Here is a 25777-nt window from a genome sequence, read left to right as displayed (position 1 = left end):
CGCGAAAGTGAGGAGTCGTCACATGCTGGCTGGAATGGAACGCCTGGTGGATCTGGTTGGACCGCGCGAGTCGGGACTGACCGGTGCTCCGCTCTCGGACGTCGAGGACGCGCTGCGACGGAACGACGTCGAACGGCTGGAAGCGACCGACGGCCACTTCTCAGCTACGATCCGCGACGGGCAGACGGTCCGCCTCGCGCGGACCATCGGCCAGCCGCTCCGCTACTTCGTGGCCAAGCGATATCACGGCCCTTACCTCGTCGTGGCCGACCGGATCGACAGCCTCTATGAATACTGCTGCCGCGAGAAGATCGGCTGGCAGTTCGACCCGCAGTACACCCGGATGATTCCCGCCCACTACATGGTCGAACTCGACCAGGTCGGCTGCCCCGACCCGAACCCGCGCTATCATCGGTTCTTCACGCCCGAGGTCGGCAAGGGGCCGAACGACATCAAGCAACTGGGCGCGTCGTACGTGGGCGCGGCCGCCAAGTCGGTCGAGAACTGGATCTCCCGCGTGCCGGACGGCCAGCAGATCGGCGTGATGTTCTCCGGGGGCGTCGATAGCAGCTCGGTGCTGCTGCTCGCCCGTCACGCCCTCAGCAAACTGGGCCGCGACCCCGACCTCGCCAGGGCGTTCACCCTTGATCTGGGCGGCGGCGAAGACGCGGCGCAGGCCGAGCGTTGGGTACACGAACTGGGCCTGGAATCGAGCTGGGAGCGGATCGCTCGGCCGCACGTGATCCCCGACCTCGAAGAAGCCATCTCGATCATCGAGGACTACCATCCGCTGGACGTCGAGTGCGCCGCCGCCAGCATCGTCCTCTTGAAGGCGGTCCGCGAGCGTTACCCGGCGCTCCAGTACCTTCTCGACGGCGACGGCGGCGACGAGAACCTGAAGGCCTACCCGATGGAGGACTCGGACCTCACGCTCTCCAGCATCCTCAAGAACCCGCTGCTGTACCAGGAAGGCTGGGGCGTCGACGCGATCAAGCACAGCCAGTGCTACTCCGGCGGTCTCTCGCGGTCGTACGCTCGTACCTACGCCCCGGCGCAGCACCTGGGCTTCTCGGCCTTCAGCCCGTACACGACGCGGTCGGTGATCGCGGAGGCGGCGGCCATCCCGTTCGAGGAGCTGCTCCAGGGGAGCGCCGATCGGCTGTACGCGCTGAAGGCGCAGGTCGTCCGCGAGGGCGTCGAGGCGGTCACCGGAATCCGCATGCCGGTCTTTAACAAGCGGCGGTTCCAGGCGGGCGTCGGCGGCGACTCGTACCGCCAATGGAAGGTCAGCAAATCGTGGTGCCGCCAGGTCTTCCTCCGCCAGTGGGAAGAACGGCTCCGGACCGCCTGGGACCCGTCCGCCGAGCGCGTCTCCGGCAACGCCGTCCCCGCTTGATCAATCCTTGAACAACTGACGGCCGAGGCAACGTGGAACGCTCTTCGTCCCAAGAATCAGCTTCGGTCTATCCGTCGTCGCCGAGCGAGCGCAACCGCTGGATTCTCGATCGTCGACCGGCCAGGAACGTGTTGGACCCGTTGCGGCCCTACGCGTTCCTGGCCGAGACCGAGCCGGGCCCCGACGGCGAGCCGGTCGACGTCGCCACGATCTTCCTGGCGAACCGCGAGTGCCCCTGGCGATGCCTGATGTGCGACCTCTGGCGGAACACGCTGGAGGAAACCGTCCCCGCAGGCGCCATCGCCGCGCAAATATCGCACGCCCTCGAAAACCTGCCGCCCCGAACGTCGGGCCGATCGGCTCTCAAGCTCTACAACGCCGGCAGCTTCTTCGACCCGCACGCCATTCCGGTCGACGAGTACCCCGCCATCGCACATCTGACGGCCCCATTCGATCGGACGATCGTCGAGTGTCATCCGGCCCTCGTCGGCCCGCGCAGCCTCGAATTCCGAGACCTCCTCTCCGGTCGGCTGGAAGTGGCTCTCGGCCTCGAAACCGTCCACCCCGAGGTCCTGGAACGGCTCAACAAGCGCATGACGCTGGATCAATTCCGCCGCGCGGCCGAATTCCTGCACAACGAAATTATCGACCTGCGGGTCTTCATCCTCGTCCGCCCTCCCTGGCTCTCGGAGCAGGAGGGGATCGAGTGGGCCAGGCGCTCGCTCGACTTCGCGTTCGACTGCCGGGCGACCGTCTGTTCGCTGATCCCGACCCGGCCCGGCAATGGCGCAATGGAATCGCTGCTGGCCGCCGGCGAGTTCGCTCGGCCCTCGCTCAACTCCCTCGAATCGTCCCTCGAATACGGCCTCTCCCTCCGCGCCGGCCGTGTGTTCGCCGACCTCTGGGACGTCGACCAATTCATCCGCTGCGCCGATTGCTCCGAGCGGCGCATTCAACGAATCGAAGGCATGAACGCGACCCAGACGATCCCGGCTCGCATCCAATGCGACCAATGCGGCTGAGCCGCCGGATGGATTTCCGGTCGGCCATTCGAATCGATTCACTCGCTGGCGCCTCGGGCTCGTATCGGCCGCCCTCGGGAGGCGGCTCGCGAGAGGCGACAGATCAACGTGCTCCGGCATGATCCGACCGGCGAGAGGATTCGTCCAAGGCCCGCCGCACGTCGTATATTTAAACTGGAGGATCAGCGAAGGACCGGCTCATTGGCAATCCGGCGGCAAGTACGCACATCGAGCGGGAGTCCGCCGCCGACGACGCGGGATCGTCGAATTGGAACGAACGGACCCAATTCCGATCGGCCGATGGCGAGAGGCGAGCAGGGCGTGGCCGAACCTTGAAAACGCGCGAACGGACCCAATCGGCGCGTCGTCGCAAAGCGAGGGTCATGCGGGCCTCGACCGATCGTCGGCCCGGAAATCCGGCGCGAACGGACCCAATCCTCGGACCTCAAAACACCGACTTAAAGCTTTCTCTACCATCATCTTGCGCCTCCAACAACGAGGATCGCCACCGGAGATTTCCACGCGAACGAACCCAAATCCGTGAGGACGTTGGGGAAGCCGGCCGAGGCAGGAATGGGGTACTTTCGGCGCGAACGAACCCAATCCGCCCGAGCGGCGTCGAGCGGGTGATCGAAGGGACGCCACGGTGCGTTTTCGGCGCGAACAAACCCAAATCGCCGGCAGCCCGGAACGGTCGGGAACACGCGAATCTTCAGGGGCCGTTCACCAACAGCAACCAACTCGAAAATGTGGAGTCGGAACATTGGGTCAAAGAAACTCATATTTTCACCACGGAGGACGCGGAGCGGAAGGAGAGAGAAATCGAGAACCATTCGGGAACCGATCCATGGAACTGAGTCCCCCCGTATTCTCCGAGTCCTCCGTGGTAGTTTTTCTTGAACCCATACTGGGACGTTGTTCGTGGACAGTCCCTCAGAATCGAGAGTTACGCCCTCTCGAATTCCCCACGCCTCAGCGGACGCCCTCGCCGTGGGGCTGTTCCATCCTCAACCCGTCGAGCCCATCGATGCTCACACGGTTTTTCTGAGCCTTGTATTGCTCCAAACCGTCGGGACCCTTGCTATTGGCATAATCGACAAGCTGCGAGCGATCCCCCTTGAATTCGTAGAGGGGGACGGCGAACCCGCAGGAGTCGGCGATCCGCTCCACGGCCATGACGACCACCGTCCGAGCGCCGGGGTAATCGGGGAATTCGGCGATCAGGCCGGGCCAGTCGGCGTCGCCGGGCTCGACGACCCGGCCCCGGCCGTACAGCCGCAGGATCAGCGGACGGCCCTCGAACGCACAGAAGAGGATCGTGAGCCGGCCGTTCTCGCGGACGTGGGCGACGGTCTCGATCCCGCTGCCGACCAGGTCGAGGTAGGCGACCGACTTCGGTCCGAGGATGCGGAACGTGTCCAGCCCCTTGGGCGAGATGTTGAGACGCCCGTCGAGCGAATTCGGGGCGGTGCCGACGAAAAAGAGGTGCTGCTTCCCGATGAAGGCTTCTAGTCCCGCATCAATCTCGTCGTACACCTTGCCCATCGTCGCCTCGCGTTTCGAACAACCATTCAGCTCCTTACACCGCTTTCAAGACCCCTCAGGGCCATTCGAGGTTCGTCGTGATCTTCGCCGGGGTGACGGACGCCATGTCGAGGCGACCTCGTGGATCTGATACGCTTGGGGCCCATGCCGACCAACGCCAAGACGAGGCCCCAGCACCATGTTCTCCCTGATGGCCGCCCTCGCCCTCGCGACCTTCTCCGCTCCCGATGCGGTGAAGGCCGACGGACCGTTCGCGCAGCGGGGCTATTACCTCACGTTCATGCGGATGCCGACGTACGACCTCGCCGACTGGGAGCGGATCGTGGACGGCGTGCGCGACGACGGCGGGAACACCTTGTTCCTCTGGATCGCCGGCGGGTTCCGATCCCATAAGTATCCGATCACCTGGAAGTACAACGAGGACCACGAGAACGTCCGCAAGGATTTCGTGCGGAGCCTCATCGATCACGCCCACGCGAAAGGGATCAAGGTCTTGCTCGGATTCACCCCCTTCGGCTACGACGGGGCGAACCAGTACGCCCTGGAGCACCCCGAATTGAGGGCCGTGGGCAAGGACGGCAAACCGTCGGCCCCGTTCGGGATCGGCTGCTGGGGCGTGAACCTCTGTCCGTCCCGGCCCGAGTCGCAGCGGTTCATGCTCGACTACGTCCGGGAAATGGCCTTCGATTTCTACCCCAACGCCGACGGTCTGATGATCGAGTCGTCCGACTACGCCATCTGCCACTGCGACGACTGCGGCGAGCGGTTCTTCGAGAAGGAATTCCAGTTCGTCCGGCGGATCTCGGAGGAGGTCTGGGCCAGGAAGCCGGACGCCACGGTCGTGGTCTATCCGCACTACTTCTCCGGGGCCGACGTGCCGGGCTTCGGCGTGAAAGCGGCGAAACTGCCGTTCGACCCTCGGTGGTCGCTGATGTTCACCCCGCACAGCGCCCACCCCGAACCGTCGCTGATCAAGCAGGCCCGCGCCAGCTTCTGGTCGGACGACTCGCCCGCCCGCCGTGGCCCCCAGGACATCCAGGCCAACGCCCAGCGCGCCCGCCGCGAGGGGATGACCGGCTACGTCCCTTCACTGGAGGCGTTCACATTCGTCGCCAGCGTGGCCGAGGAGGGACAACCCTGGCTGAAGGACCAAAGGCAAGTCCCGCTCGGCTTCGGCTGGCTGCGGCCCGGCGATCCTCCTTACGACGAACTGCCGGTCCGCGTCAACCGCATCGCTTTCCGCGAGTTCAGCAGCAACCCGGATTTGCCCCTCGATCGGTTTCGGGAGATCCTGGGCCGAGAAGTCTTCGGATCGGCTTCCTCCCGACAGGCCGTGGACGACCTGCTGGACATCCAATCGGTCTTCAACTCGGGGCGGACGTGGTGCCAACCCTCGCCCGCGACCTGCCCTGAGCGGGTGCGGGCCATGGCGGCTCGGGGCGAGTCGACGAACGCGACCCGAGCCGAGATCCGCGCCGCGCTGGACCGAGTCCGTGCGATCGCCGCCCGGAACCAGAAACCGACCACGGAAGGCGAGCGGGACCTGCGACGCATCGCCATATGGGTGCTCGACCGCTGGGGCGAAGACGATCGCAAACTCCTTGAAGCGAAGCCGAGCCTGTGACCGGTGTCCGTCCGTTCCGATCGGGAGATGATAATGGATGATCAGGCGATCCGACATGGGCACGAGCACGACGGATGGACCGCACGCTCAATCCAGGTTTTCTCGCTTCGACCTGCGGTGCTCCTCGTAGCCTTTCAGCCAGGCTTGGGTTTTGGAAAGGTCGATCCGACGGACACGGATTTTGGGGCCGCAGCCCCACATCTGCGGGTGGATACCGCCCATCGCCATATTGACGTCGATCCTGTCGGCGATCGCGGGGATGCCTTCCTCCCTCAACCGATCGGCGATGAACTTCGCCTCGACGGCGTTGCCCGCCGTATAGCATTCGACGAGGTCCGGCACGGGCGTCCCCGCCAGGTCGGCGAACGGATCGTCGAAATCCGTCGCCTCGGGGACCTCCTCGTCGGCGATCGGGTCGGCCTCGTCGGCGGTGACGAAGCTCGGATCTTCGACGCCGTCCGGAGTCGTCCCGCACGACCAGCAGACCTCGAACGAGTCGTCGATTCTCGACCGGCATTTCGGACATCGCCACATGGTCTTATGCCCCTCTGAATCACATCTCTAATAAAAAACAATATGACATTTTCATTCCGGCCGGAGGTCGAGGAACCAGAATCCGTCACGCTCGACGGCCTCGCCGGTCGTCACGGGGATTTCCGTCTTGAACTCCGGGCTGCGGAAGCAGAACGTGTGGAACTCGCCTCGCTCGCCGCACGGGTCGACTCCGGCGGGCAGCTCCGCCAGGAGGGAGGCGTCGTAGCGCCGTCCCAGGAAACGAACGTCCAGATGCTTCGGGTCGACGCAAGTCAGGACGGCCTCGAAACCGGCCGCCAGCATCGTTCGGGCCAGGTCGGACGTCTCTTCGGCGGTCGTCCAGATCGGGAACAGCGGCTCGATGCCCGTGCCTCCCAATCGCTGTTCCCGGTACTCCCGGACGTCGGCGAGGAACAGGTCGCCAAACGCCATGTGCGTGACGCCGTTCGCCTTCGCCTCGGCGACCGCCGCCCGCATGCGCTGCTCGTAGACCTCGTTCGAGCACGGATGGGGCAGCATGATCGGGAACAGCGGAAGGCTCACAGCCGCCGCCTGGGCCTCGACAAGCTCTCGTCGCACGGCGTGCATCGCCACCCGGTCGACCGTCTCGTTGAACGTCGTCAGGAGGCCGACGACTTCGAGGTCGGACCGCCGCCGGAGCACGTGCAAGGCCCAGGCGCAGTCCTTGCCGGAACTCCAGGAGAGCAGGACCTTCGGCTTCGGGCTCGTCACAAGTCTCGACCTCTCATGCCGGGGTGGATCGATCATGGTCACTTCGGCTCGTCCCTGCAGGCGATCAGGAGAACGCCCTCTCATCGTCGATCGACATGGACGCCCCGCGCATCGCCCCCAACAGGAGAATCAGGCGGGCCGGATCAGGGCGTCTCCACTCTCGGTTTGTTATGTGGCCAAGACCGTCACGAACCATGCCTTCGGCCCGCCCGGGCTGAAGCGGAACGGCTCCTCTTCGGATCGGACCTCGAACCTCGACGGCTCGATGCGCTCGATCGTCCAGCCCTCGGCGAAGGCGTCCTCGATCTCCCGACGCGACACTCGCCGAGGCCCCTGCGTCCCCGGCTCCTCGTCGGAGAAGCAGAGCAGGAACAGCCTCCCCCCCGGCTTGAGGACCGACGCCAAGCCCTCGACGTAGCGCCGGCGGTCTTCGTCGTTGAAGACGTGGAACAGCCCGCTGTCGATCGCCGCGTCGAAGACCTCGGGAACGTCTTTCAGCGCCAGGGCGTCCATGACGAGGAACGTCGCCTTCAACCCCCGATCGGCCGCCTTCCGCCTCGCCCGTTCGATCGGCTCGGCCAGGAAGTCGATCCCGGTGACCTTGCAGCCCCGGCCAGCGAAGAACAGGGCGTTCTCGCCCGTGCCGCAACCGGCGTCCAGCACCGCCCCCGTGATCTGGTCGGCCACGTCGACGAACGCCTTCTGCGGCCCGTCGACGTCCCAAGGGGCCTTGCCAGCGTAGGCGGCTTCGAAAACGGCTCGGTCGGGCACGCTCATGGTCGTTCTCCTCTTTCAGCCGGACGATCAACCACCGAGGATTCTATCGTGGGAGCCGCCGGCCGAGAACTCCCACGCGGATGCGACGCGAAGCCATCTCCCTCGCATGTCGCCGGATCGGGTAGGGTTGGAATGAAATGACGACCGTGTCGAGGGACGGGAGGAGGCGACGATGGCGACGAAGCCCACAAGGCAGCAAGTCGAGGCGTGCGACCAGTTCGCCGAGGCGCTCGTGCTGATCACGCAGGCGGCCCGGCTCGACGGCAAGGGGAAGCTCGATCGAGGAGACCTGGGCGAAATCGCCTCCCGGCTGGCGCAGGCGTCCCCGGCCTTCGGCCTGGACGGGATCGTCGCCAGGGCGATGGAGCGGCGGGGCCGGTCCCTGGGCCTGCCGTCGAGCACCGTCGAGCTGCTGACGCTCGTGGAGGACGTCAAGCCGCTGGATGCGCTCCTCCTGACCGACGAGGACTTCCGGGAACTGGTCGAGCGGGTGAACGAGGACCTGGGCGAGGTCTGAGCACCTACAGGGCGGGACCGGAATGCTCGCCCATCATCGGTCCCCACGGAACTCGGCCTCGACCCGCCCGACGTTCGTGAACCTCGCCGTCACCCGTTCGCCCGGCTCGACCGAGATCAGACCGACCGGCGAGCCGGGGATGACCAGTTCTCCGGCTCGCAACACCTCGCCCCGGCGCACCAGGTGGTTGACCAGCCATCGCAAGGACGCAAGCGGCCCGCCCATGATCTCAGCCCCGATCCCCGAGGCCGCCAGCTCGCCGTCGAGCCAGACGCCCACCCCCTCCATCTCCCAGTCGAGGCCCTGGGGCTTCCTCTTCCGGTCGCCGACGACCAGGGCGGCGTGGATGCCGTTGGAGGCGATGAGTTCCTGCGAGGTCGGCTCCCCCAGCCAGAACCGGTAGTTGTGAACCTCGACGCCCGGCGACACGCAGTCGATCGCGTCGATGAGCGATTCCTCGTCGCCCACCTCGTCCGTCAGATCTCTGCCGATGGTGAGCACGAACTCCGGCTCGATGGCGGGACGGTGGTAGGCGCGCCAATCGAGAGTCGTGTCGCCGTGGTGGACGTGCGGGGCCATCAGCCGGCCGCGGATCGGCTCAGCGAGGCCGAACTGCCGGCGGATCGCCCGGCTGGTGCAGCCGACCTTGTAGCCGACGACCCGCTCACCCCTGGCGACGCGGGCGGCGACGACCCGCCGCTGGATCTCGTAGGCGTCGTCGAGCGAGAGGGAGCCGATGGGGACGTCGCTCCGGCCGTCACACCGGTGCTCCTGGAAGATCCCGAGAAAGGCGTCGGCGAGTCGTTGGAGATGATCCATGTTCTTGGGGGCATCCGATGTCATGCGGTGGTCCAGTAAGCCTTCAGGTAGGGTCGAGCGGGAGAAGGGGTCAACGATCCCCGAGCTGTTCGCTGCTTTGCGAGAGGATCTGGGCGGCGACCTGATTGGCGCCGTATCCGCCCGGCAGGCGGACCAGGGGCTTGCCGTGCCGGTCGCAATACGGCTTCACGTCCCCGAACGCGTGGCTCGACCAGCGGATCGCCAGCAGCACCAGCGCCACGTCCGGACGGGCGATGGCCGGCTCGAAGGCCGCGATCGGTTGGTGCTCCTTGGTCCCGAGCCACACCAGTTCCTTGAGCCCCAGGGCCAACTTCAACGCCCGCTGGGCCTCAGGGCGTCGGAGCCCGCCGATCAGCACGACGCTCCGTCCCGAGAGCAGGCGGGCGGCTTCACGGACCGAGGCGGACGGCCCCTGGGACGTCGCCGAGGCTGCGGGCGTGTGCCGGGTCGCCAGGTAGCGGTCGATCTCCCGCAGCACGAGCCGGGAGCCCGGCGGCGCTTCCTCCGCCTCGGGGAGGTCGTCGAGGAGCGGCAGGAGCAGCTCCCGGACCTCCCGGCTGCTGGGAGGCGCGCCCTCGCCGATCAACTCCTCCACGACGTTGAAAATCGCCCGCCAGGCCACGTCGGTCGGCTCGCCCCCGATGGGCGCGCAGAGGGAGCGCAGGCGGTCGAGAAGCCTGGCCTGGCGCTGCGACCGCGGACCGCTCCCGGCTTCGGCCTCGATCCGTGCGAGCAAGCCCGGCCATCCCGCCGGGTCGGCCGGGTCGTCGGCCCGCAGGAACCGCTTGAGGAAGAGATGGCGCCTGGCGGCGGCGTCTCGCACCCTCTCATACGCCTCCACCTGGTCTGGGTCTTCCCGAGCCTTGAGCCGCCGGAGCGACTGCCGCAGGGCCGACTGGGCCTCGGCGAGCAGCGGCAGCGCCCGCTCCAACCCGCCCCGCCGGTGTTCAGCGTCCCGGACGAGAAGCAGCCCCTCGGCGACCGTCTCGAAGCAGCCGCCCACGTGGTCCAGCAGCGAGACGTCGGGAGTTCCGGAAGGATCGTCGGCGCTTGCCCAGTAGAAGGCGTCCGTGAGCGCCTCGGCCCACCCCGCCGTCGCGGGGTCGCTCGGGGCGTCCTCGTCCGGTGATCCGCTCTGCTCGTGGATGCGGCGCTGGCGCTCCGCCGCCCAGCGGGCCGCTCCCGCCTTCAACCGGCAGCGGGCTGCGAGCGATTCCAGGCCGTCGTCCTCCGGAGTGGGCTGCGACGGGGGGCGCGGACTCGGCGGATCGGGCGATGGTGTGGACCGACCGAGCGTCAATTCCCGGAGCGGTCCCGTATCCGATCGCTCGTGCCGTCGATCTGCTCGCGTCTCGTCCGTCATGATGAGGGCCTCGGCGGTTCCTCTGGGTCTACGTTCGATCCTCGCTCATTCGGAAGGATAGAGCCAGACCGAGCCGGCGCGGCGGGGCGGGGCGGGGCGGCTTGACAGCCACGTATCCAAATGCGAGGGAGTTCCCCACAATGACAGAGTAGTTGAACGGCCCCGTGGCGAAGGATCGCCGGGACATTCCGGCCTGCGAGGGTTAGTCGGCTACAACCGGTTCCGACGCTTCAGGTCGAGGTACCGTTCGATGGCGCGGGCCGCGACCTGGTCGGCGCGCGAGTCCAACACCTCGACGCCGGAGCGGCGCAGCTCCTCCAGAAGCACGGTGCGCTCCTGCATGAGCCCGGCCGCGACCCCCACGCGGTAGAGGTCCTCGGCGCTACGCGGCTCGCGCAACTCGTTCTCTTCGAGCGTCTCGTCGGCGATCGTCACGACGAGAAACAGGTGGCGCTGGGTCAGCATGCGCGAGTAGAGGAGCATGCGACGGGCCGCCTCGATCACCGTGACGTCCGTCAGGAGGATGAAAAGCGTGCGGCGCGTGTTCCGCTTGGCGGCGAGGGTCAAGGCGAGCTCGTAATTCGGCTCGACCAGGCGCGGCTCCTTCGCATAAAGTCCCTCGATCACCGCGTTCAGTTGGGCCCGCTCCCGGCGAGGGTGGAGGTACAACTCGACCTGGTCGGCGAACACCATGAGGCCCAAATCGTCGCCCTGGCTCAGGGTGGTGCGCGCGAGCAGAATGGCCGCCTCAAGCATGGCGTCGAACTTCGTCCGACGGCCGCAATAGGTCGTCAGCGCCCGGCTGGCGTCGACGAGGACCACGACCTGCTGGTGCCGCTCGATCTCGAAGTTCCGGCTGATCGGCCGGCCCAGGCGGGCGGTCGCCTTCCAGTCGACCCAGCGGATGTCGTCCTGCGTGCTGTACTCGCGGAGCGACTCGAACGACGTGCCGGCCCCGCGCCAGCGGAAGCGGTGGCTGCCCGCTTGCCTTAATAGGGCGTGCCGCTCGGCCAGCTCGGCGGTCCGCGCGTTGGCCAGGTGGGGCATGCAGCGGATCTCCTGCAGCGCCGGCAGCCGCTTCTGCGACCAGGCGAGCCCCAGCGGTCCGCGAATCCGGTAGTCCAGATCGCCGAACGCGGTCAACCCGCGCCGGGTGGGGACCACCTCGTAAGAGTACGTTGTTCGGGAGCGGGGCGGCGCATCGACCTCGAGCACGGGCGGGATCGCCAGGGCTCCCTCGGGCGCCCGGTCCGACAGGATGAGCCGCACCGGCGCCAGGCCGCGGTTCTCGACGGTCCAGTCCACGCGGTCGGCCTGATCGACGTGCAGTTGATCGGGGGCCTGGCGGTGAAGGCGGACCGGGAGCCGGCGGGCGAGGAGCCCATCGACCACGAGGGCCGCCAACAACAAGCCCATGAGGGTCCACGCGGCGACGATCGCCGCCGGCGCCCCCCGGCCGGCGAGGATCGCGACGAGGGGGATCGCGGCCAGCCACATCATACGTCGCGTGGGGATGAGCATGGTGCGTTAGCGGGGGACCTCCACCTGACCCAGAACCCTCGCGAGCACGCGGTCGGGCGTCTCGGCCGCGACCTGAGCCTCGGGCGTGAGGATCAGCCGGTGCCGTAGGACGGCCGGCGCCACGGCCTTGACGTCGTCGGGCGTCACGAACTCGCGGCCCTCCATCGCGGCCCGAGCCTTGGACATCAAGAGCAGGTGCACGGCGGCCCTGGGGCTCGCCCCCACCTGGACCTGCGGGTACGACCGGGTCGCACGGACCACCTCGCCCAGGTAGCGCAGGACCTCCGGAGCGATCCGGATCCCCACGAGCTCGCGGCGGGCGGCCAGCACCTCCTCGGGGTTCGTCACCGGCTTCAGTTCGTGCTGCGCCGCGCGGTGCAGGTCGTGGCCGCGGTCGTACGCCTGGAGGACGAGCAACTCCTCGTCGAGGCTCGGGTAGCGGATCAGGATCTTGCTCATGAAGCGGTCGACCTGCGCCTCGGGCAGGGGATACGTCCCCTCGTACTCGATGGGATTCTGCGTGGCCAGCACGGTGAACAACGGCGACAGGGCATGGGTCTCCGAGCCGAGCGAGACCGAGCGCTCTTCCATGACCTCGAGCAGCCCGGCCTGGGTTTTCGGTGGGGACCGGTTGATCTCGTCGGCCAGCAGGATCGTCGTGAAGATGGGCCCCTTGCGCAGCCGGAACGACTGGGACGCGAGATGAAAGACCTCGGTGCCGAGGATGTCGGATGGCATCAGGTCGGGCGTGAATTGGACACGCTGGAAGTCGGCGTCGAAGAGCCTGGCCAGGCTCTTGGCCAGCAGCGTCTTCCCCAGGCCGGGGACGCCCTCGATCAGGACGTGGCCCCCCGCGTAGACCGTGGCCAGGAGCTGCTCGATCACGTCGTCATGGCCGAAGAAGACCCGTCGCAGGCCGTCCTTCAGGCGTAGGGCATGTTCATGAAATCGTTCGAGATCCATAAAGCCGCTTTCGTAGCTGGACTAGTTCCGTGACCAGGCGGATGGCGTCGCGGGGGGACGCGGGGCGGCCCTCGGCCTTGACATAGGCGTCGGCCTCGCGGAGCAGCGTCTCGACGGCGGCCTCGTGCTCGACCGAGGACCTCGCGAGCTGGCGAAGCCGCCCGGCCACCGCCTCGACGGCCAGGGGCGCGGCCCGGGCGCGCTCGTGAAGTTGCGCGACCGCGTCGATGTACTCCTGGGCCGTCCTCCGCTCCTGCACCGCGTGCCGCTCGGCCGGCCTGAGCCGGACATTTCGGGTATAGTAGTACAGGAGGGCCCAGGCGAGTGCAAGCCACAAGAAGGCTGAGGCGCCTGGCAGGCTCAGCAGGTAGGTGAGAAACGATTCGGCCCGCCCGTGGCCGTGGCGGTGCTCGTCGATCGCCAGCGAGCCGCCCCGGACCTCGCGGCCGAGGATTCCCGCCAGCACCCGCGCGTTCTCGCCGGCGTCGAGCCCGGCGTTGGTCCATGGGAACGCGTCGAGCAAGACGTAGCACGCCCCACTCCCGATGGGGAAGCGGAACAGCACGCCGCCGCCTGCGTCACCCGCGAGCTGCCAGCGGGGCGGCTCCGGCTTCGTGTCCGTCGCCGCGCCGTCTGGAAGCGGAGCGGTGGCGGCGGTCCCGTCGCTCTTCGGCGCGATTGGCTTCCAGCGGGCGCTCTGGGCCTCGACCGTGAGCGATCCGTCGCCGGTCACAGGCAACTCGATCGTGTCAGGACGGCTCTGCACTTCTTTCGCGATCAGGAGAGTGGCAGGGGCGGGGGGCCCCGCTGGCGGCTCGGTGTCGATCTGGTTCAGCTTGTCCGCCAGGAGTTCCTCCCGGAAGGCCGAGGGGAGGCTGCTGGGCTTGCTGGTCACGACGATCAGGGCGTTGCCGCGCTTCAGCCATTCGCGGACCTCCCGCAGCACGACGGACTCCTCCTCCCCCGAGGGCGACCACGGGCCGTCGCCCATCGTCAACAGCACGTTCCCCGAGGGGGCGGGCAAGGTCCGGGGGGCTTCCCCGAGGGGGACCTCTAGCAGGGTCGCCGGGATGCCCATTCGACCGCACCAGCGATACAGGCCCGACGCCCCTCCCGTGCCGCCGTCGTAGACGCAGCCGGACAGAGACGTCCGATATGAGACGCGGAGCCGGCTTCCGAGGAGGGCGAAGGCGAGCACCCCCAGCGCTAACAGGGCCGGCAAGAGCCACCGGGGCTGCTTCGTCTTAGCCATGGCTGAAGGCCTCCCCGTCGACCGGCGACTCGCAGAGGCGGATCGACTCTTCCGCCTGCTCGGGGCCGGCCGGCTCCCGGCCGTACCAGACTCCCTCGTAGATCCGCGCGAGCCGGCCGAAACGCGTGGACAACTCCGGATGTATGCGAAGTTCCGCGCGATACTCGCGGTTGGTCCTGGTCGTGTCGTAGCGGAGCAACCCCCGCTTCTCGAGCGCGGCGATCAGCGCCAGGAGGGCCAACCGGATCGCCTCGGCGTGGAGGCCGTCGCGCTGGGCCTGCACGGCTTGGTCGCGGAGGTCGGCGGCCGCGGGCAGAGCCTGCGACACGACCGCGTCGGGCCGGACGACTGGCGTATCGCGACCGATCCGTTGCAGGAACAGGGGGAGGAGCTTCCAGATCGCCCACGCGAGGACCGCCCCGGCGAGGATCCAGACAAGCACCGCCCCGCCCGAGGACTCGCCGGCGAAACGGCCGAACAGGAAGCGGAGTATCCTGGCGATCAGATCCCACACGGCGTTCCAGGCGCGGCCGAGGGCCTCCAGGATCGTGTCCAGGATCGACTGGAGCCAGGACGTCTCGGGCTTCGAGATCGGCTCGATGCGCTTCCACCAGAACTCGGAGTCCTGGAACACTTCCCGCGCTGCGCCGACGGGGTCGGCGCCCTCGATCGCCGGGGGTTGCGCAGGGGCGATCGCATGCAAGCCGGCCCGCGACGCATTCAGGATCGCCGTAGAGATCGCCATAGGCGATGCTCCCCTTCCTGGGACTCGATCCCATGAACGACTTCCGTCAGGCTACGAGCCTGGCGCGGTATGTGGCGATCCGATGCTTGAGATCCTCGCCTTCGCGAATCCGCCGGATGTCGTGGTAAACCAGGGTCAGCGAAATCCACCACGTCATCACGATCGCGGTCAGGAGGATCGCTATCGAGATCGTCTCAAAGATCCAGAGGTGATCCATGAGCATCCGTTGCCACTCGGCCTCTAAAAGTTGGGCGCCCAGAATGGACGTCCCCAAGATCAACCTGGGCAGCACGAGGAGCCCGCCCAGGACGACGCCCATGCACAGGTAGAGTAATCCCATGATCGCCACGCTGAAGTCCTCGCGAAGGATCCTCTGCCCGCGTCGGAATATCCGGCGCTCGCTCTCGAAGAGGGCGACCAGCGGCGTAAGGCAGGTCCTCGGCCAGACCCAGAGCAGGGGGATCCCAAAGAGCAGCAGCGAACCAAAATAAAGCAGGCCCAGCCGGAATAGCACGCTCGCGAGCCGCCCGGCCCTCCGCCAGCACCAGGCGAAGCACTCGCCGGCCGTGGCCCGCTCCCCTTCGGCCGCTTTCCAGGCGAAGACCGCGCAGGGGAGAGGCAGGACCGTGAAAAAGCAGAACGCCAAGAATGGGATCACCAACCCGACTATCAGGAAGTTGTAGATGGAAGGGAGTTCCCAGCTTCGTCGGACCTGGATGAACCCGAAACTCATCGTGAGCACGGCCGCGAACGTCGGCAGGGCGAGATAACCCAGGACGTCGAGGTGGTCGTGAATGCACCAGAAGGCGCGGTCGGTCTGCACGAGGATCCGCCGCAGCAAGGACGTCTTGGGACGAGCCATGAATCAGGCCGCTCTCAAACACGGAGCCTTCCGGCGATCCGTCGGGAACCTGGTCACATTGAGCGTGTATTGTAATCCGCGGGACTCAGCTTGCAAGCACCCAGGCTCCGCCCTGTAGACAGCGTGCCATCCCGGACGCGCACCTGCTTGAATGTGTGGAAGGCCACCGACCATAATGACTCCGGTCGCTGTGGATCACTCACTCAAAGGAGCCGAGAATGAGCCAGGTTGTTGCTCAGGGCGTCGAGGGGGTCGAAATGGATCCGTACGATATCGGCTGGTACGTCGAATCGGCCGACGAGGAGACCTACGGGCCGGTCTCCCGCGATACGCTGGGCCGCTGGCTCGAAGAGAAGGCGATCACGCCGAACACGCTGGTCAACCACTGCACCCAGCCCGAGGCCAGACCGATAGCGGACCAGGCCGCGCTCAAGGACCGGCTCCCGATCGAGCAGCAGACCAAGCCCGTGGTCGGCGACCGCCTGGAAGAGGCCTGGCCCCGCAAGACTCGGGATCGGCTCGCGCTGGCGGAGGGCTCGCTCCCTTGCGCCCGGCACAAGAAGCCCGCGACCCTCGTCTGCGTCCGCTGCCTTGCGCCGTATTGCGGCAAGTGCCGAATGAAGCCTTTCAAGAAGCAGTTCTTCCTGTGTCGCCGCTGCCAGGCGAGCGTCTTCAACCGGCGTTTCGGCGCCTTGATGTTGGACTCGCTCCTGCTCGTTTATGCGCCGATGATCCTGACCGTCGTCGTCCTGAGCTTTCTCGGGGTGGAGCCGACGTCGGTGCAACTCGCCATGAACATCATCTCGCTGGCTGCCCTTCCGCTCCTCTTCTTCCGCGACTCACTCTTCGGCGGGGCCGGCCCGGGCAAGCGGATCATGGGCCTGCGCGTCGTGCAGACAGCCGACGGCCACATGCCCCTGACCCACATTCAAGGGGTCGTTCGCTGGCTGAGCCAGTTCATCCCGTTCTTCAATCTGTACGACGCGGCGGTCCCGTATCGCGATCCGCTGCTCCGACGGATCGGCGACCGCTGGGCGAAAACCCGCGTGCTGGACGCGCCCCGGAAGCTCGAGGAGGCCCGCGAGAAAGTGGCTCGGCTGCTGCTCAAGAAAGGAGTTCAGCCTCTACGGGAGGTGGGGTTGACGATGGAGGAGCTTGCTCGGATTGCCTGACGATGGACGTCAGGAAGCTTTCGACGCTCTGGCCGGCCTGGGGATCGAGTCCGCTCGCTTCGTGGATCAGGTCCGCGAGTTCGACGGCGATCTCCTGGCGGGGCCGGGGGGTCATCTCCTCCCTCGACCGGAGATAGATGCCCACCAGCTCGACCACCTCGCCGGGCACTGCCGCGAGGGCCGACGCGGGCAACGGCGGCTCCGCTGTTGAAGCGGCCGGCAGGACCGGCAAGAGCGACTCGGTCTCGACCGGATCCTGGTACACCACCAGGGTGCCGGCGACCAAGTCGCCGAGCCGCTGGCTGTCCCTCGTGAGCAGCATGCTGACCAGCCCGACGCCGTAGAAGAACGGCAGAAAGTCGATCACCCTCAGCAGATTCCGCAGGAGGGTGTCGAAGGCACTGAGCGCGTATCCTCCCTGCCGGATCACCCGGACGTGGAGCAGCCGCTTGCCCGGCGTCTGCCCGTTCCAGAGCCACTCGAAGAGGATGAAGTAGCCGTTGTACAGCGAGAACGCCACCAGGCCGCCGATCGCGGCGACCCAGGTCTGGCTGCCCGGCCCCAGGCCGCTGAGGAGCGCCGTCACGACGGAAATGAGCAGGTTCACGAAGATCTGGCCGATGATCATCATGGCGAACACGTCGACGAGGTAGGCCGCGGCGCGGCTTCCCGGACCCGCCAGGGCGTAGGTCAGCTCGATGTTCTCCGGGGTGCGGATCGTCAGGACGCGTTGACCCAGGGGCTTTCGATGGTCGTTCATGATTTTATCCGTTCGCGTAAAGACTCCTGGGCGCAGTTGCAGGCCTTCCTCGACAAGGCACGCCGGCTGTCGCTGGCGCGCGTGCCGCTCGACGCCTTCCGAGAAGGCAGCTCGCTGTACAGGCAGGCGGTCGCGGACCTAGCATACGCGCGTATGCGCTTCCCCGGCCATCCGGTCGTCAAGGAGCTTGGACAGATCGTCGGCCAGGCCCACAGCATCCTCTATCAGCCGGGGAAGGCCAGGTCAAGCGGCTGGACCGTATTCTGGCGGCGGACCTGGCCGACGAGCGTCCGGGCCGCGGCCGGCCCGATCCTCCTGGCCACCGCGATCTTCTGGGCCGGCGCCATCGCGGGGTTCTTCCTCACGGCGCAGAACCCGGTGCTTGAGCGGTTCTTCGTGAGCCCCCCCATGCGCGAGGCCATCGCCGCGAAGCGGCTCTGGACCGAATCGCTCACCCGGACCGCGCCGAGCGCGGGCACCCACATCGCGGTGAACAACATCAACGTCTCCCTCCTGACGTGGGCGCTAGGCCTGACCTTCGGCATCGGCACCGTCTGGCTCTTGCTGTTCAACGGGTTGATGCTCGGCGCGATCGCCGCGGCCTGCCTCCGCGCGGGAATGCTCACGCCGCTCGCGGAGTTCGTCGTCGGCCACGGGTCGCTTGAACTCCCCGCGATCTGGATCAGCGCCGGCGCCGGGCTGCTCATGGCCGACGCCATGCTGTTCCCCGGCCGCTACGGCCGGCGTGAAGAGCTTCGGCTGCAAGGGCGGAAGTCGGTCCAGATCATCGTCGGGATCGTCCCTCTTCTCCTGATCGCCGGCGCGATCGAGGCGTTCATCTCGCCGAGCAACGCCCCGGGCGCCGCCAAGGCCCTGCTCGGCCTCTGCCTCGGCCTCGCCCTGCTGAGCTACATCGTGCTCTGCGCGGCCGCTCCGAAAAGCGATCGGGTTCCTGGACCGAAAGCAGGCGGCCGCGAGGGCGATTGAGGCCGGACGGATCGCCGAATGGAACTGGCCGCCGAGCCTGTTCAGCGAAGACCTCTGGCGGGCGACTCGTTAAAATGAGACCCCCGTCTCTCGAAACCCAGCTAAACCCCGCGACCGCATAAAGGCCCCCTATGTCCGTCCTCCCCGACCACTGGATTCGCAACCAAGCCCGGAATCACGGCATGATCACCCCTTTCGAGGAGCGCCTCCAACGCGAGGGCGTCATCTCCTATGGTCTGTCCTCCTACGGCTACGACGCCAGGGTGTCGGACGAGTTCAAGATATTCACGAATGTCAATTCCGCCATCGTCGATCCCAAGGCGTTCGACACCGCTGGTTTCGTCGACCGCAAAGCCGAGGTCTGCACGATCCCGCCCAACTCGTTCGTGCTGGCGCGCACGGTCGAGTACTTCCGCATCCCGCGGGATGTTCTGGTGATCTGCGTCGGCAAAAGCACCTACGCCCGGTGCGGGATCATCGTGAACGTCACGCCGCTGGAGCCGGAATGGGAAGGCCACGTCACGCTGGAATTCTCGAACACGACGCCGCTCCCCGCCAGGCTTTACGCCAACGAAGGAGCGTGTCAGTTTCTTTTCCTCAAGGCCGATTCGCCGTGCGAGGTGTCGTACGGCGACCGCAAGGGGAAGTACCAGGGGCAGCGAGGCGTGACGCTGCCGCTGGTCGAGGGGATGCGGGGCGGCGAATAAGCCCCGCTCCCATCCGGCCGGCCCTACCCAGCGACGGCGCAGTCGCTCCAGCAGGCTCCTCGATTGAAAACGACGCCGCCGAGCGGAGATCTCGACCGATCCTGACGCATGGAGTCCAGCAAGGGGAAGGTCAAGCACGGCCTCTCGTCTCCTGGTTCTCACTCTGCCATGGCTGTCGCATGGTTGGTTTGACCGAGCAAGACTCGTAGAATGGACTTCCGCCTCCGTGACGGTTTGACAGCCGATCAAGCGGCTTCGAAGGCCATCACCCCAAAATCGAGCATTTCCTCGAACCGCTTGAATGCGGAGCCGCGTGTATGTCCGATTTCCCTGGGCCAGCCATGACACGTCTCATCTCCGTCTTCCTGATCGGAGCCACGTCCGCGTGCGCGGTGGAGGCGGCCGAGACGATCTCTTTCAACCGCGACATCCGTCCCATCCTTTCGAACAATTGCTTTGCGTGCCACGGATTCGACTCGAAGCATCGCAAGGCGGGACTGAGGCTGGACACCTTCGACGGCGCTACGAGCGACCGAGGCGGAGTGAGGGGGGTCGCCCCCGGCGATCCGACGAACTCGGAATTATGGACGCGAATCCAGAGCGACGATCCGGAACTGATGATGCCGCCGCCGACCTCGCACAAGCCGCGGCTCACGATGGAACAGCGTGCGACGATCAAGCGGTGGATCGAACAAGGCGCGAAGTACGAACAGCACTGGGCGTTCATTCCCCCCGCGCGTTCGCCGGCGAACGCGTCCGACGGTGCGGCGGTGGATCATTTCATCACGCGGAAGCTGACCGAAGCGGGCCTCAAATCGTCCCCGGAAGCTCCACCGGAAAAGCTGATCCGGCGCGTGTCGCTCGACCTGATCGGTCTGCCGCCGACGCTCGCCGAACTCGATGCGTTCGTGACGGCTTCAGCCAAGGACGCGGACGCGGCGTATCGCGAACTCGTGGACAGGCTGCTCGCCAGCCCGCACTACGGCGAGCGCTGGGGCCGGTGGTGGCTGGACCAGGCGCGCTACGCAGACAGCAACGGCTACTCCATTGACGCCCCGCGCCAGATCTGGAAGTTCCGCGATTGGGTGATCGCCGCATTGAACGCGGATATGCCGTTCGATCAGTTCACCATCGAGCAACTCGCAGGCGATCTCCTGCCCAACGCCGGCGAGAGCCAGACGATCGCCACGGGCTTCCATCGCAATACGCAGATCAATCAAGAAGGCGGCATTGACGTCGAGCAGTTCCGCGTCGACAGCGTCTTCGACCGCGTGGCGACGACGGGCGTCGTGTGGTTGGGGCTCTCCATCGGCTGCGCGCAGTGCCACGATCACAAATTCGATCCCATCACGCAGAAGGAGTATTACCGGCTCTTCGCCTTCCTGAACAACCAGGACGAGCCGACGCTGAAGGTCTTCGACCCGAGCGTCAACGTCGGCGACCTCGCCGCGGAGTTCAAGGAAGTCCAGGATAAGATCGCGGACTATTTGAAGGAACACGCGGACGACCTGGTGAAGTGGGAGGCGGGCCTGACGCCGCAGATGAAGAAGAGCTTCACGCCGGAGGTCAACCAGATCCTCGCCGTACCGCGGGAGAAGCGCAGCCTCGCGGAGCGCAAGACGCTGTTCGCCAGCGGCGACGGCGCCGTGGGTCCGTTCCGCCGATGGAACGACCGCTACACGGAACTCGACGCCATCCTGAATCAGGGCGTCACCACCCTGGTGATGAAGGAGCTGCCGAAGCCGCGCAAGACGACCGTCTTCATCAAAGGCGACTTCACCAGGCCCGCGGACGAGGTCACGCCCGGGACGCTCGCCGTGCTGCATCCGCTCGATCAGCCGGAAGGCCCGCCCAACCGCCTCGATCTCGCGAAATGGCTCGTCAGCCCGCGGAATCCGCTCGCCGCGCGCGTGATCGTGAACCGCGTCTGGCAGCAGTATTTCGGACGCGGCATCGTCGAGTCGGAGAACGACTTCGGCATGCAAGGCTCGCCCCCTTCGCACCCGGAGCTGCTCGACTGGCTCGCCATCGAGCTCATGGAGCGGAAGTGGAGCCTCAAGGATCTGCATCGCCTCATCGTGACCTCGCACACCTATCGGCAGTCTTCGTCCGACAGGCCCGAGCTGCGCGAGAAGGACCCGAACAACTACCTCCTCGCCCGCCAGCAGCGCCTGCGGCTCGACGCCGAGCTCGTACGCGACGTCGCACTCGCCGCCAGCGGCCTTCTCTCGCCGAAGCTCGGCGGCCCTCCCGTCTATCCCCCGATCCCCGACGGCGTCATGGGCCAGGGCCAGGTGAAGCGAGTCTGGGCCGTGAGCAAGGGCGAGGACCGGTTCCGCCGCGGCCTCTACACCTTCGTCTATCGCGCCTCGCCGCCGCCGTCGCTGAACGTCTTCGACGCGCCCGATGGATTCACCAGTTGCACCCGCCGCATCCGCAGCAACACGCCGCTGCAAGCCCTTACGCTGCTGAACGACGGCAGCTTCTTCGAGTTCGCCGCCGCGCTGGAAAAGATCATCCGGAACGACGGCCTCGAAACCGCCTTCCGCCGTTGCACCTCGCGCTCGCCCAAGCCCGAGGAGCTGGCCGTTCTCAAGGGGCTCGACGCCCTTTCCGCAGCCCGCGTCCTGCTCAACCTCGACGAAACCCTTACTCGCGAATGACCGCCATGAATCCCGATCACACGCTGCGCGCCATTTCGCGTCGTCATTTCTTCAGCCGCTGCTCGATCGGAGTCGGCTCGATCGCCCTCGCCTCGCTGCTGTCCGAGCGAGGATTCTCCGCTCCCCCGGCGCAGATGCGCAACCCGCTGGAACCGAAGCCCGCTCATTTCCCGGCGAAGGCCAAGAACGTCGTCTTCCTCTTCATGGCGGGGGGCCCGTCGCAGCTCGATCTGTTCGATTACAAGCCGCAGCTCGCCAAGTTGAACGGCAAGCCGATTCCCGAGAGCTACACCGCGGGAAAGCGATTCGCCTTCATGGACAGCAGCAACGGCCATAATCTGCTGGCCACGAGGCGCAGCTTCAAGCAATATGGCGACTCGGGCGCCTGGGTGAGCGATCTCCTGCCGCACACTGCGGGTATCGTGGACCAGGTCACCTTCGTCACCACCTGCAAGACCGAGCTGTTCAATCACGCGCCCGCGAAGCTCTTCATGAATACAGGCAGCGGCCAGTTCGGGCGGCCCAGCATGGGGTCGTGGATCACCTATGGACTCGGCAGCGAATGCGACGATCTGCCCGGCTTCGTCGTGCTGCAGAGCGGTCCGCGGGGCCCGCGCGGCGGCTCGGTGCTGTGGGGCAGCGGCGTCTTGCCCACGACCTATCAAGGCGTGCCGCTGCGCAATCAAGGCGACCCCATCGTCAATCTCTCCGCCCCCCCCTCCATCAGCGAGCCGCGGCAGCGCCAGGTCGTCGACGCCGTGCGCGAGCTGAACCTGAAGCGCCTCGTCGAAACCGGCGACGAGGAAATCGCCACGCGCATCAACGCCTACGAGATGGCCTACCGCATGCAGACCAGCGCTCCCGAACTGATGGATATTCGCGGCGAAAGCCAGGCCACTCTGGCAATGTACGGCATCGCTGATCCGAAGGAGACCAGCTTCGCCCGCAACTGCCTGCTCGCCCGCCGCCTCGTCGAGCGCGGAGTGCGCTTCGTCCAACTCTACGACACGAGTTGGGACCACCACGGCGGCCCGACCGAAAACCTTGAACGACATCTCACCGAGAAATGCCGCGACGTCGACCAGCCTTGCGCCGCGCTCGTGCGAGATCTCGGTCAGCGGGGCCTACTCGACGACACCATCATCGTCTGGGGCGGCGAATTCGGCCGCACGCCGATGGGCGAGGTGCGCGAATCCACCGGACGCAATCACCACATCGACGCTTTCACCATGTGGTTCGCCGGCGGCGGCTTCAAAGCCGGCCACGTCTACGGTCGGACGGATGAGTTCGGCTTCGGTGCCGTCGAAAACCCCGTCCACGTCCGCGACATCCACGCCACGATCCTGCATCAGCTCGGCATCGACCACCAACGCCTCAGCGTCCGTCACCAAGGCCTCGACTTCCGCCTTACCGGCGTCGAACCGGCCGCCGTGGTGAAGGATTTGCTTGCGTGACGGTCTTCCGCCCGCACCAGATTTCTCGAAGCTGAAACACTCTAATGTGAGCACGCGAAACCCGCCGCGCCGGGTGTTCCAGGACGCCTGCGAGGCGTCTTGTCGAGCGTCCCGCGCGTCGGAATCGGTTCAGCCCCAAGAAGCTCAGCCGACTGCGGCGGCTGGCGGGCCTGGTGCTCTCCGATCGGGTGAAGACCGTCCCGCACCACACCGGTAGCAGGTGGAGACGGTCAACTCGCGGAAGTACCAGATCCTCTGCCGCGAGATCGTCCTGGGGGCCATCATCCACAACGCAACGCTTATGCGCCCAGGGGTTTTCTACGGAGCAGTTCCAGGCCCCTTTCCGCCTTCCGTTGTTGCTGGGAGGGGTTCCGGCCCCTCTGTCGTCGCCGGTGCTGGGAGGGGTTCCAGCCCCCCCGGCGCCGCCGGTGTCGGTGCTAGAGTCGGTTCCGGTCCACCTGCCGCAGCCGGCGGTGGTGGTGGAATCGGTTCCGGCCCCTCCGCCGCTGCCGGAGTTGATGGCAGAGTCGGCTCCGGCCCTGCCGCCGCCGCCATCGGTGTTGGAATCGGCTCCGCCTCTTCACTCGCTTTTGAGTGTCTCCAAAGCTTCCAATGGTGAGATTGCAGCGGTTTCGGGATGGAGATCGGCAACAAATAGCTGCCGCCGCCGAGGGCTTGATAGGTGTCTATGATGGCGGACAGTTGCTGTTGCTTGGTTTCGACCGTGACCGTTCTTGCGTCTCTAAGGTCACGCTGGGCGAATAGCACGTCCACGTAATCGGCCCGGGCAAACTGAAAAAGGCTCATGGCGACTTGGACCGATTTCTCGAGCGCTGCCAACTGCTGCTTCTTGATCTCGATGCTGTTGCGGTAGTTCTCCACCTTGGACAGGCGGTTTATCACCTCGGTGAAGGCGTTGAGGACGACGCGCTGGTAGTTGTAGACGCACTGCAGTTGCCGGGCGTCCGCGCTGAGGTAGTCGGCCCTGATCGCTTTCTTGTTGATAAACGGCGCGATCAGGTTGCCGGCGACATTGGCGATCAAGGCTTCCGGAGTAATGAAGAGATACCTTGGGTCGAAAGCCTGGTAGCCAACGCCGGAGGTGATGAGCATCTGAGGATAGAAGCGTTTCCGGGCGACCTTCACGTCAAGCCCGGCCGCCGCCAGCTCGCGCTCGGCTTGGCGGATGTCGGGTCGGTTCTGGAGTAGCTGGGGGGGCACGCCTATGCTCAGTTCATGCAAGCTCAGATCGATGAAGTCCCCCGACATGCGTTCGACCCGTTGCGGGTTGCGACCGAGCAGGAAGTTGATACGGTTCTCGGTCTCGATGATATCCTGGTTGACGATCAGCTTCTCGCTCTGGTTCCTGCGGACCTCGGCCAGGAACCGCTGGACAGGCAACTCGGTGCCGCGGGCGCCTTCCTTGATGGACTTGGCGACCTCGAGGCTTCGCTCCTGAAGCGCGATGGTTTGATCCAGAATCTCAAGCCGCTTGTCGAGCGCCATGAGCTGGTAATAGTTTTCGGCGATATCTGCCAACATGCGGGTCACGAAGTAGTTCCGTGCCTCAGCGGCGGCGTAGTAGCGAGCCGCCGCCGCGTCTTTGGCATTATGCAACTGCCTCCAGATGTCCGGCGTCCACAAGAAGGTAGGGCCTAACAAGAAATTCGGCAGCGGATTGGGAAGGAACATCCCGGGGCGAAACGGGTCGTCGCGTATGCCGGCTCCCGGAAGTGTGTAATTGCTGACTTTGTCCACCCCAACGCCGCCCCCGAGAAAGACGAAGGGAAGGTATGCACCTTGCCTCGACATAATCTCGTTGCTGGCGATCTGGACGTTCTCAATCAGGATCCTCAACTCCTGGTTTCCGCCCAACGCCGTGTACATCAAGCCCGTCAGCATCGGATCATTGAAAAAGTCTTCGATCCTGACCTGAGCTGAGTTTTCCGAGCTGATCGCTTTATCGAAGACGTCCGGCAAGTCTGATTTCGGATCCGCCTTGCGGAGATCGAAGCTGTCCGGCACGCCTGGTCCCGGCTTCGGATAACGGAGCGCAGGGATTCCACAGGACGGCAAGACCAGCAGGAAGCTGCAAGCCATCGCGATCGCAACAGCGCGCTGCTTATGCTTCGTGTTCGCCAAGCTCACTGACTGGTTCATCCGCCTCGTCCTCGTAAGTTCCACCACCGAACGACTTTCGGCCATCCGCCGACGGGAGCTGAAACGACCACCAAATCTCGGGCGTCACGACCCTCCGAGCGAGGGGTGAGCCCCGTGCAGCCGTCGTGGCGACGTCTCGCACTCGGAGGCTCCTCGATCGAGAGGGACCACCGCGCGGACA

General features: G+C 66.1%; 23 protein-coding genes. 9 read left to right on the top strand and 14 right to left on the bottom strand.

The genetic code is table 11. The features are described 5' to 3' along the window. The first annotated feature begins 22 nt into the window (after nt 1-22). Nucleotides 23-1396 (top strand): asparagine synthase-related protein, encoded by a 1374-nt coding sequence (locus BSF38_RS04625; RefSeq protein ID WP_076343672.1) that lies wholly within the window; start codon nt 23-25, stop codon nt 1394-1396. A 32-nt stretch (nt 1397-1428) separates the two neighbouring features. Further along, a complete protein-coding gene (locus BSF38_RS04620; protein ID WP_076343671.1) occupies nt 1429-2418 on the top strand; it encodes an archaeosine biosynthesis radical SAM protein RaSEA in 990 nt (329 codons plus the stop codon). 476 nt (nt 2419-2894) lie between these two features. On the opposite strand, the gene BSF38_RS30545 is transcribed toward BSF38_RS04620, so the two are convergent. Beyond that, nucleotides 2895-3251, bottom strand: a complete 357-nt coding sequence (locus tag BSF38_RS30545; RefSeq protein ID WP_145951965.1) for a hypothetical protein — start codon at nt 3249-3251, stop codon at nt 2895-2897. Nucleotides 3252-3390: 139 nt separating this feature from the next. Beyond that, entirely contained in the window at nt 3391-3963 is a 573-nt protein-coding gene (locus BSF38_RS04610; protein WP_076343669.1) for a pyridoxamine 5'-phosphate oxidase family protein, read from the bottom strand. 178 nt (nt 3964-4141) lie between these two features. On the opposite strand from BSF38_RS04610, the gene BSF38_RS04605 reads away from it, so the two are divergent. Beyond that, on the top strand, nt 4142-5587 hold the full coding sequence (locus BSF38_RS04605; protein WP_076343668.1) for a hypothetical protein: 1446 nt from the start codon (nt 4142-4144) through the stop codon (nt 5585-5587). Nucleotides 5588-5674: 87 nt separating this feature from the next. Here BSF38_RS04605 and BSF38_RS04600 read toward each other — a convergent pair whose 3' ends face one another. The 3 genes from BSF38_RS04600 to BSF38_RS04590 all read right to left on the bottom strand — a co-directional run bounded on the left by BSF38_RS04600 (nt 5675) and on the right by BSF38_RS04590 (nt 7630). Continuing rightward, complete coding sequence (locus BSF38_RS04600) at nt 5675-6121, bottom strand: putative signal transducing protein (protein ID WP_076343667.1); 447 nt, start codon at nt 6119-6121, stop codon at nt 5675-5677. 51 nt (nt 6122-6172) lie between these two features. Beyond that, a complete protein-coding gene (locus BSF38_RS04595) occupies nt 6173-6889 on the bottom strand; it encodes a Dph6-related ATP pyrophosphatase (protein ID WP_076343666.1) in 717 nt (238 codons plus the stop codon). 132 nt (nt 6890-7021) lie between these two features. Then, entirely contained in the window at nt 7022-7630 is a 609-nt protein-coding gene (locus tag BSF38_RS04590; RefSeq protein WP_076343665.1) for a class I SAM-dependent methyltransferase, read from the bottom strand. A gap of 172 nt (nt 7631-7802) precedes the next feature. Between BSF38_RS04590 and BSF38_RS04585 the strand changes: the two genes are divergently transcribed. Next, nucleotides 7803-8147 (top strand): hypothetical protein, encoded by a 345-nt coding sequence (locus BSF38_RS04585; protein WP_076343664.1) that lies wholly within the window; start codon nt 7803-7805, stop codon nt 8145-8147. Nucleotides 8148-8180: 33 nt separating this feature from the next. Here BSF38_RS04585 and BSF38_RS04580 read toward each other — a convergent pair whose 3' ends face one another. From BSF38_RS04580 to BSF38_RS04550, 7 genes are all read right to left on the bottom strand, one after another. Then, nucleotides 8181-8990, bottom strand: a complete 810-nt coding sequence (locus tag BSF38_RS04580; RefSeq protein ID WP_145951964.1) for a 2-keto-4-pentenoate hydratase — start codon at nt 8988-8990, stop codon at nt 8181-8183. Nucleotides 8991-9036: 46 nt separating this feature from the next. Beyond that, entirely contained in the window at nt 9037-10350 is a 1314-nt protein-coding gene (locus tag BSF38_RS04575; RefSeq protein ID WP_145951963.1) for a DUF2325 domain-containing protein, read from the bottom strand. 210 nt (nt 10351-10560) lie between these two features. After that, nucleotides 10561-11871: a DUF58 domain-containing protein gene (locus BSF38_RS04570; RefSeq protein WP_076343661.1), complete on the bottom strand. Its 1311-nt coding sequence runs from the start codon at nt 11869-11871 to the stop codon at nt 10561-10563. 6 nt (nt 11872-11877) lie between these two features. Beyond that, nucleotides 11878-12834 (bottom strand): AAA family ATPase, encoded by a 957-nt coding sequence (locus BSF38_RS04565; RefSeq protein ID WP_076343660.1) that lies wholly within the window; start codon nt 12832-12834, stop codon nt 11878-11880. Next, nucleotides 12812-14086: a DUF4350 domain-containing protein gene (locus BSF38_RS04560; RefSeq protein WP_076343659.1), complete on the bottom strand. Its 1275-nt coding sequence runs from the start codon at nt 14084-14086 to the stop codon at nt 12812-12814. Before BSF38_RS04560 ends, BSF38_RS04565 begins: the two co-directional genes overlap by 23 nt. Next, nucleotides 14079-14831 (bottom strand): DUF4129 domain-containing protein, encoded by a 753-nt coding sequence (locus BSF38_RS04555; protein ID WP_076343658.1) that lies wholly within the window; start codon nt 14829-14831, stop codon nt 14079-14081. Before BSF38_RS04555 ends, BSF38_RS04560 begins: the two co-directional genes overlap by 8 nt. A gap of 46 nt (nt 14832-14877) precedes the next feature. Further along, nucleotides 14878-15693: a hypothetical protein gene (locus BSF38_RS04550; protein WP_076343657.1), complete on the bottom strand. Its 816-nt coding sequence runs from the start codon at nt 15691-15693 to the stop codon at nt 14878-14880. 218 nt (nt 15694-15911) lie between these two features. Here BSF38_RS04550 and BSF38_RS04545 point away from each other — a divergent pair, with 218 nt between their 5' ends. After that, nucleotides 15912-16865, top strand: coding sequence for an RDD family protein (locus tag BSF38_RS04545; protein ID WP_076343656.1), 954 nt, complete (start codon nt 15912-15914; stop codon nt 16863-16865). Here the strand turns inward: BSF38_RS04545 and BSF38_RS04540 are convergent. Then, nucleotides 16798-17625, bottom strand: coding sequence for an RDD family protein (locus BSF38_RS04540; RefSeq protein ID WP_076343655.1), 828 nt, complete (start codon nt 17623-17625; stop codon nt 16798-16800). The genes BSF38_RS04545 and BSF38_RS04540 overlap by 68 nt on opposite strands. Here BSF38_RS04540 and BSF38_RS04535 point away from each other — a divergent pair. The 4 genes from BSF38_RS04535 to BSF38_RS04520 all read left to right on the top strand — a co-directional run bounded on the left by BSF38_RS04535 (nt 17614) and on the right by BSF38_RS04520 (nt 23436). After that, nucleotides 17614-18612: a stage II sporulation protein M gene (locus tag BSF38_RS04535; protein WP_083712691.1), complete on the top strand. Its 999-nt coding sequence runs from the start codon at nt 17614-17616 to the stop codon at nt 18610-18612. The two genes, BSF38_RS04540 and BSF38_RS04535, sit on opposite strands and share 12 nt — an antisense overlap. 131 nt (nt 18613-18743) lie before the next feature. Continuing rightward, nucleotides 18744-19319: a dCTP deaminase gene (dcd, locus tag BSF38_RS04530; RefSeq protein ID WP_076343653.1), complete on the top strand. Its 576-nt coding sequence runs from the start codon at nt 18744-18746 to the stop codon at nt 19317-19319. A gap of 341 nt (nt 19320-19660) precedes the next feature. Continuing rightward, nucleotides 19661-21982, top strand: a complete 2322-nt coding sequence (locus tag BSF38_RS04525) for a PSD1 and planctomycete cytochrome C domain-containing protein (protein ID WP_076343652.1) — start codon at nt 19661-19663, stop codon at nt 21980-21982. 5 nt (nt 21983-21987) lie between these two features. Then, nucleotides 21988-23436: a DUF1501 domain-containing protein gene (locus tag BSF38_RS04520; RefSeq protein ID WP_076350592.1), complete on the top strand. Its 1449-nt coding sequence runs from the start codon at nt 21988-21990 to the stop codon at nt 23434-23436. A gap of 318 nt (nt 23437-23754) precedes the next feature. On the opposite strand, the gene BSF38_RS04515 is transcribed toward BSF38_RS04520, so the two are convergent. Further along, a complete protein-coding gene (locus tag BSF38_RS04515; RefSeq protein WP_083712690.1) occupies nt 23755-25596 on the bottom strand; it encodes a TolC family protein in 1842 nt (613 codons plus the stop codon). Between the last annotated feature and the right edge of the window lie 181 nt (nt 25597-25777).

The sequence above is a fragment of the Paludisphaera borealis genome, from assembly GCF_001956985.1.
Classification (GTDB): Bacteria; Planctomycetota; Planctomycetia; order Isosphaerales; family Isosphaeraceae; genus Paludisphaera; species Paludisphaera borealis.
The sequence above is the reverse complement of the archived record's forward strand: the minus strand, read 5'-3'. Positions and strand labels throughout refer to the sequence as shown.